Source organism: Streptomyces sp. NTH33, assembly GCF_003236365.1.
Taxonomy (GTDB): domain Bacteria; phylum Actinomycetota; class Actinomycetes; order Streptomycetales; family Streptomycetaceae; genus Streptomyces.
Genome location: NZ_POTZ01000352.1, coordinates 1 through 7,360, shown reverse-complemented (window position 1 = coordinate 7,360; position 7,360 = coordinate 1). Strand labels below are relative to the sequence as shown.

Here is a 7,360-nt window from a genome sequence, read left to right as displayed (position 1 = left end):
CCCTCTCTCCCCTCTCCCTCCCCCGACCGCCCTGGCCTCCGGCTGAACCCCCAGGTCGGAGCCATTGTCAGACCCGCCTGCGACACTCGCAGGCATGACCGACCGGTGGGCTCTGGCACCGGCCGAGGACGGTGGCGCCGAGGTCGCCCCCCTCGGCCGGGACGGGCTGCCCGCCGGTCCGGTGCGTCGGGAGCCGGACCTGGCCGAGGCGGTCCGCGGCAGACCGGACGTCACGCGGTGGGTGTGGCGGTCCACCGCCGAGGTCTATCCGCGCCTGCTCGCCGCGGGGCTGCGAGTGGAGCGGTGCTACGACATCGAGGACGCCGAGACACTCCTCCTCGGCCACGAGGGGCGGTACGGCGAACCCCGCTCGGCGGCCGCCGCCCTGGCCCGCCTGCGCGGCGGCCCCGTACCACCGGATCCACCGCAGCGGTCCGCCGAACCGGGCGCGCAGTCCACGCTCTTCGAACCCCAGGCCGTACGCCTGCCGCTGGAGGACCTGCTCGCGGTCTACGCCGAGCAGCAGCGACGGCACGAGCGAGCCGAACACCCCGACCGCATGCGCCTGCTGACCGCCGCCGAGTCGGCGGGCACGCTGGTGGCGGCCGAGATGAACCGGGCGGGCCTGCCCTGGCGCGCGGACCTGCACCGCGGGGTGCTGCACGAACTGCTCGGCGAGCGGTACGCGGGCGGCGGTGAGCCCCGGCGCCTGGCCGAGCTCGCCGACGAGGTGTCCGCCGCCTTCGGCCACCGGGTCCGGCCCGACCTGCCGGCCGACGTGATCAAGGCCTTCGCCCGGGCCGGGATCAAGGTCAGGTCCACCCGCCGCTGGGAGATCCAGTCCATCGACCACCCGGCCGTGAAGCCCCTGCTGGAGTACAAGAAGCTGTACCGGATCCGGGTCGCCCACGGCTGGTCCTGGCTGCAGGACTGGGTGCGGGAGGGGCGTTTCCGGCCGGAGTTCCTGGCCGGCGGCACGGTCACCGGCCGCTGGGTGACCCATGGCGGGGGCGCGCTGCAGATTCCCAGGGTCATCCGCCGGGCCGTCGTGGCGGACCCCGGCTGGCGGCTGGTCGTGGCCGACGCCGACCAGATGGAGCCGCGCGTGCTGGCGGCCATCTCCCGCGACCCCGGTCTGATGGAGGTGGCCGGCCGGGAGACCGACCTGTACCAGTCCGTCTCCGACCGCGCCTTCTCCGGAGACCGCGCCCAGGCGAAACTCGCCGTGCTCGGCGCGGTCTACGGCCAGACCTCCGGCGACGGCCTGAAGAACCTCGCCGCCCTCAGACGCCGCTTCCCGAAGGCGGTGGCCTACGTCGACGAGGCGGCACGGGCCGGCGAGGAGGGCAGACTCGTACGGACCTGGCTGGGCCGCACATGTCCACCGCCGGCCGGGAGGCGGGAGGACGCGGCCGAGGAGGCGGGCCTCCCCCAGGACGACCCGGCCGTACCGCCCGCGGCCGACGGCGGTACGCCCGCGGCCGACGGCTGGCTACCGGGCTACGCCTCCACCGACTCCCGTGCCCGCGGCCGCTTCGCCCGCAACTTCGTCGTCCAGGGCAGCGCCGCCGACTGGGCCCTGCTGCTGCTCGCCGCGCTGCGCCGCACCTGCCGGGACATGGCGGCCGAGCTGGTCTTCTTCCAGCACGACGAGGTGATCGTGCACTGCCCGAAGGAGGAGGCCGACACGGTCGTCGAGGCGATCCGGCAGGCCGCGGAGCTGGCGGGACGGCTGACGTTCGGCGAGACCCCGGTGCGGTTCCCGTTCACGACGGCGGTGGTGGAGTGCTACGCGGACGCCAAATGACGCCAGGTGAACCCCTCTCCCTCGGGCGGCCGGCCGTACCGTACGTTCCGAGCGGACCCGTACTCCCACGGGCCCGCCCGGCACCCTGTTCAGGCGCGCTTCCCACCGCCCGCCTTGCGCGCCCTGGCCGCCGCGCGGCGAGCCTCCTCCTGGTCCCACAGGGCCTTGAGCTCCCGGGCACGTTCGTCGAGTTCGACCGGCTCGTCCTCGTCGTCCTGCCACAGCCCCTGCTCCTTCAGCTGCCGGGTGTGGACCTCCACCGGAGGCTGCGAGTCGAAGTCGCTGGGCCGGGGACCCTCCGGGCCGTCGGGCCCGATACGGATCAGCCGCTCGACCCGCGTGACACGGAACCGGCGCCCGCCCACGCCCAGGCTGTTGCCGCGCTTCTCGTCCAGCACGTCGGCGGCCCGTGCGTACTCCGCCCGCTTCTCGTCCGACAGCCGCAGGGTGAACGGCGCCATCACCCGCAGCCAGGCGGCCAGGCCGTCACGCGCCGTCTGCGGCGTGGTGTCCGACGACCCGGGGGTGTGCGCCTTCCACTCCCCGTCCTCCCGCTCGGAGATCATGAAGACCGCCGGCAGCAGCACACCGCCCGGGAACCTCTCGAGAGCGCGCACCGCGTCCTCCCGCACCTGGGCCGGCGCTCCGGGGGCGACCCCGACGAACCGTACGAGGTCCAGCTTCAGGATGCCGTCGGACAGCCCCGTGCTGACGTACGGATCGACGACGAACCCCTCCGTCCGGGACGGCAGCCGGTACGCCTCGCCCACCTCCCCCGGGTCGGAATCGGAGGGACGGGGCGGCTCCGGTCCGCTGCGCCCCATGCGGATGAACTTCGACGCGCGCACGATCCGGAACCGCTCTCCACGGACACGGATCTCGTCGACCACCTCCCGGTCCATCCGCAGGGCCGCCGCCGTCCACGTCTTCCGCCCCTCCGCGTCACCGGCCTCCTCGGCATCCTTGGCGCGCAAACGGAAGTGCGACCCCAGGGAGTCCCTGGCCCCCTGGGGTTCAGGGTCGCCGCACCTGCCCAGCAGCTCCCAACCGCCGGCGTCGCGTTCCCGCGCGTAGAAGAACTCCGGCAGCCCCACCCCCAGCAGCTCGGGGTAGAGCTCCCGCGCCTGCCACGCTTCCTGGTCGGCAAGGGCTGCGATGGGCCCTTCGGACGCGGCGACCCGGAAACTGAGGTAGGCGGGAACTCGATCCGCGTAACCAGTCATGCACCGACTGTGCCCGACCTCGCAGCGACACCGCCGAAGAACCAGAAAACCGATCCGGCCCGCTCGGCCGAGCTCATCTCCACAGGAACAGGGACTCCAGCCGCCCTTCCCGCTCCGATCAGCCACGGTGTCCACCCGTTCGACCAGTTCGACCGGCTCGCCGAGCAGCCTCACCGGGCCCTCCACCGCCCTCCGGCATGACACGTCGCCCACACGTTCGCCGCCCCTGACCGGCCACATCGCGGACGCTCCGGGAAGCGCTCCGACCACCTTCAGCCGCCGCGACCCCCGCCACCAGGACTGAGGCACCTGAGGCAAGGGTGGCCGGGACGTCAACGGTGATGTCGGCGCACCGGGCATTTCAGCCTCCAGCGCAGGCCGACCCGCCCATCGCCGTCCGCAGCAGTCGGCTCGCCGGCAGCCCGATGACGGTTACGTACATCGCGCCGGCACCGCCATCGCCGTGAGGTGACTACAGGCGGGTGATGAAGCAACCGGTCGCTCCACCGATCGTTACGGTGATCCGTAGCCCGCGGCAGGCCGTGCACCGCTGCGTCGGCCACACCGTCGCCGGCGAATTGCAGCACCTCATGTGCGGGGCCACGCCGCACCGCGGCGAGCAGCGCCCGCCGCCCAGTCCTGAGTGCGGAGCGCGCCGCGCACGGCTCGCAGCCCGTCCTCGTCCCAGCCCTCAGCCGCGACTCCGCCGGTAGCGCGCCACCGAGGACGTACGGGTGCCGGGAACCGCTGGATTCCGCCACCCGACTCCGTGCCGGCTCCATGCCGACTCCGTGCCGACGCCGTGCTGGCTCCATGCCGACGCCGTGCCGACTCCATGCCGACGCCGTGCCGACGCCGTGCCGACGCCGGTCTCAGCCGGAATCTCCGAGACCGGGGGTGTGGCCCCGATCAGCGGTGCCGCTTGCGGCCGCTGCTGCCCGCACCGCGCCGACGCTTGCGGGCACGGCCGAGGCGGGCCGCGGGAGTTCGCAGTGCCCTCGTCGCCAGTTGCCTGAGTTCTTCCAGTCCGGCCCGGTCCGGGTGCGTGGACTCCAGCGCGGCGACAACCGCGTCCCTGGCCTCGCCGCCCTGGGCACGCAGTACCTCCTCGGCGCCATCCCGGCCACCCGCCAGCTCCACGAGCTGGAGCAGGCTCTCGGCAAGCACCAGCAGGTGCTCGGCATCAGTCATGTCCTCGGGCGACAGCAGTTCACGGTGCGCCAGCGTGGTCAGCGCGAGCGGCGCGAGCACCGGGTCGCCGCGCAGCGCCCGCAGCAGCCGCTCGCCCTCGCCGTCCGGCAACGCCGTCAGAAGCACGTCGAGCATCGCCTGCGCCCGCGTGCGGAAGGTCATGGTCCGTACTGCTTCGGTGAGTTGTCGCAGTGCGGCATCCCGCTCGCCGTGGGCCGAGATCCAGCCGGCCAGCTCCGCACGGGCGGTATCCGGGTCGTAGTCCTCGGCCAGCGCCCCCAGCAAGCCGGCCGCCGGTGCCTGGGCCAGTTCGCCGACCAGTGGCGCGTCCCGGCCGACTGCCAGCAGCCGCTGCCGTACGGCACGGGTGCCCAACTCGGTGAGACGGATCAGTTCGACCGGCCCGGAGGTCAGTTCCTCACGCCGGGCGCGGGCACGCTCCTGCGCCGCCGGATCCTCGGTCGCCCCCGCGACGCCCAGCAGCTCCGCGAGCTCCGGCGGCATGTCCGCGGGCAGTTGGTCTCCGGCGTCGGCCAGCTCGACGCCGAGGAACACCGGATCGGCCATCCCTCGGTCACGCTCGACCGCGCCCAGGTCCACCAGCGCGTCGAACACCGTGCGCAGGTCCCGGTCGGCGTGCTCGAACCACATCCGATGCCGGATGTCCGAACCGCCGTCCAACTGGAAGTGGGCCCGGTAGGCCAGGCGTACGGTGTCACGCAGCCGGGGCCAGGGCATCGGGTGCGGCAGGCTGTAGAGGGTGTTCAGCACGTCCTCCAGCACGTCCTCGTAGACATCGAAGAGCATCGACTCCGCATGCCGGCCGCCGCGTGTCCCGATCAGGGCCTGCCGCAGCTCGAAACACGCCTCGAAGGCACGCAGCCACAGCTGCAACGGGTCGGCCAGCACCGGCCGGGCCCTGGCCACCGCATACAACCGCCCCTTGGCCACCCGGACGAGCCGCGCCTTCCTCGCCCACTCCACCAACAGCCCCAGCCTCGGTAGGTCGGCCGAGGAACGCACCCCCTCGACCTTGTCACCGGTGCCCAGCACGTCCACCAGCTCGCGGGCGTCGGCCATCCGCAGCCGCCCCGCCGCCGTCACCACGCGACCGTCGTGCCCCGCCCACTCGACGAGTCCACGCAACTGCGCCACGACGGTCGACGCCTCGGCCTGTCGGCGCAGTTCGTCGTCCGGGGCCGGCACCACTGGCAGTTGCGGCTCGGCCCGGGCCACACCGGACAGCACCTGGCCGGTCATCCGTCGTTCCAGAATCTCGTCGAGAACCCGCTCGTCGTAGGTGACCTCCCCACTCTGAGCACGCTCCGCGAACAGCTGCAAGGCCGCCCCGTCCAGAACGTCCACACCCTGCTCGGCGGCGGTCATCGCCCAGAACTTCGCCAGACCCCAGCGAGTGCGGTCCGCCATCGCCTCCCGATACCGTCCCGCGGCCGCATCGACCGCTGCGAGGGAGTCCTGAAGTGCCGGGCCTCGCGGATCCGCCAACTGCGCGGCGTGCAGGTAGCGCAACAGCGCACGCAGCGTACCCGGGGCGTCGGCATGCTCCTCACCGGGAAGTTCGGTGACCTGCTCCGGCAGCCAGGACAGCAGCAACTCCTCCACATGTCGTGGCTCCCACCACCCCAGCCGACCGTCGACGGTCGCCCGGTGCCGGTAATCCAGAGCCGCCTCGGCCATGAACCCGTCCACCGGCAGACCCCGCTCCCCGGCCCATCTGGCCAGGCGGTCGACCAACAGCCCGCACGCCGCCTCGAACTCCTCCTCGGCCCCGGCTTCGAACCGCATCCGCATGAACTCGCCCTACCCGTCCGTAGCTGCCACACATTCCTTTGCCGCGCCACGCTACCGCCGGACCTCGACGCACAACTCGGGCGACGGTGAGCGGTCCGTGCACGAAGCGCGCACTCGCTGCGATCACCAGTCGGCCGCCGCCACACAGTTCGTCGAGGCAGGTCCCGCTTCGCATCACGAGTTACTACCCCTGGTAGGATTCAAGCTATGGGTGGTAGCAAGAAGTACTCAATCAGTCTCCCCGAAGACCTCGCTGAGGCTGTACGCACCCATGTGGGCCCTGGCGGCTTCTCCGCCTACGTGGCCGAGGCCCTGGAGCAGCGCGTGGCCATGGACAAGCTTCGTGAGATCGTCGCCGACTTCGAGACCGACAATGACCCGCTGTCCCGGGAAGAGATCGAAGCGGCCCGCGCCGTGCTGCGCCGCGACCAGCGTGACTCGGGCGGTGCCGCAGCCTGATGCCCGGCACGCTCCTCCTCGACAGCGAGGGCCTGTCCAAGCTCTACCTCAAGGACCGCATCGTCCTGACTCTCGTCCAGGCCGCCTCGGAAGAAGGCATCCGGGTGGCCACGACTGCCGTGACCACTCTCGAGGCGGACTACGAACGCATCCACCCCGCCCGCATCAGATGGGTGCTCTCCCGGATCGACGTCCATGACGTCACCAAGAGCGTCACCGATCAAGCCGCAGCACTGCTGCGCGGCCACCACCTCAGAGGCCACAAGTACGCCATCGACGCCGTCCTTGCAGCCGTCGCACGCTCTGCGTCAGGGCCGGTCACCGTCCTCACCTCCGACCCCGAGGACATCGCCCTGCTCTGTGGACCCGCCATCGAGGTCATCAAAGTCTGACGTGTTCAGATCGCAGGCACACCCGCTCACGCATGACGTTACGCATGCCCCGGCCGCGCACGGCGACCAGTCAACGACATGCAAAACCCCAGGTCGGCAGCTATCTGACCTGGGGTTTCCAGTGGAGCCGCTTTCGGGATTCGAACCCGAGACCTACGCATTACGAGTGCGTTGCTCTGGCCATCTGAGCTAAAGCGGCGTGCTGTCGCACCATGGTGCGATCGGCAACGTCGGTAAGTCTACACAGTTTCCGGGGGTGCTTCGTACACGCCCCCGGGCCTCCCGGGGGGCGTGGAGGTCAGCCGCAGCGCTTGCCGTTCGGCGGTGGGGTGCCGTCCAGGAGGTAGGTGTTGATCGTGGAGTCGACGCAGCCGCTGCCGCGGCCGTAGGCGGTGTGGCCGTCGCCGTCGTAGGTGAGGAGGCGGGCCGAGGAGAGCTGGCGGGAGAGGGACTGGGCCCAGCGGTAGGGGGTGGCC

6 protein-coding genes and 1 tRNA gene are annotated in these 7,360 nt (G+C 71.9%); 3 read left to right on the top strand and 4 right to left on the bottom strand.

All coding sequences use genetic code 11. The annotated features are described in order from the left end of the window. Positions 1–94: 94 nt before the first annotated feature. A complete protein-coding gene (locus C1I97_RS26945) occupies positions 95–1,807 on the top strand; it encodes a bifunctional 3'-5' exonuclease/DNA polymerase (protein WP_111005749.1) in 1,713 nt (570 codons plus the stop codon). 89 nt (positions 1,808–1,896) lie between these two features. On the opposite strand, the gene C1I97_RS26940 is transcribed toward C1I97_RS26945, so the two are convergent. Continuing rightward, on the bottom strand, positions 1,897–3,030 hold the full coding sequence (locus C1I97_RS26940; protein ID WP_111005748.1) for a DUF5954 family protein: 1,134 nt from the start codon (positions 3,028–3,030) through the stop codon (positions 1,897–1,899). Between the two features lie 909 nt (positions 3,031–3,939). Beyond that, entirely contained in the window at positions 3,940–6,033 is a 2,094-nt protein-coding gene (locus C1I97_RS26935) for a hypothetical protein (protein WP_258382753.1), read from the bottom strand. 207 nt (positions 6,034–6,240) lie between these two features. On the opposite strand from C1I97_RS26935, the gene C1I97_RS26930 reads away from it, so the two are divergent. Continuing rightward, a complete protein-coding gene (locus C1I97_RS26930; RefSeq protein WP_111005747.1) occupies positions 6,241–6,492 on the top strand; it encodes a hypothetical protein in 252 nt (83 codons plus the stop codon). After that, on the top strand, positions 6,492–6,884 hold the full coding sequence (locus C1I97_RS26925) for a type II toxin-antitoxin system VapC family toxin (RefSeq protein WP_111005746.1): 393 nt from the start codon (positions 6,492–6,494) through the stop codon (positions 6,882–6,884). Before C1I97_RS26930 ends, C1I97_RS26925 begins: the two co-directional genes overlap by 1 nt. A gap of 122 nt (positions 6,885–7,006) precedes the next feature. On the opposite strand, the gene C1I97_RS26920 is transcribed toward C1I97_RS26925, so the two are convergent. Together C1I97_RS26920 and C1I97_RS26915 are read right to left on the bottom strand one after the other, a co-directional pair. Further along, positions 7,007–7,083, bottom strand: a tRNA-Thr gene (locus C1I97_RS26920). 99 nt (positions 7,084–7,182) lie between these two features. After that, a partial coding sequence (locus tag C1I97_RS26915; RefSeq protein ID WP_146608304.1) for an alpha/beta hydrolase occupies positions 7,183–7,360 on the bottom strand: 178 nt, incomplete at its 5' end.

Bases quoted from the DNA above. Each gene is read 5' to 3' on its own strand.
- C1I97_RS26945 (WP_111005749.1), top strand. From the start codon at position 95: ATGACCGACCGGTGGGCTCTGGCACCGGCCGAGGACGGTGGCGCCGAG.
- C1I97_RS26940 (WP_111005748.1), bottom strand. From the start codon at position 3,030: ATGACTGGTTACGCGGATCGAGTTCCCGCCTACCTCAGTTTCCGGGTC.
- C1I97_RS26935 (WP_258382753.1), bottom strand. From the start codon at position 6,033: ATGCGGATGCGGTTCGAAGCCGGGGCCGAGGAGGAGTTCGAGGCGGCG.
- C1I97_RS26930 (WP_111005747.1), top strand. From the start codon at position 6,241: ATGGGTGGTAGCAAGAAGTACTCAATCAGTCTCCCCGAAGACCTCGCT.
- C1I97_RS26925 (WP_111005746.1), top strand. From the start codon at position 6,492: ATGCCCGGCACGCTCCTCCTCGACAGCGAGGGCCTGTCCAAGCTCTAC.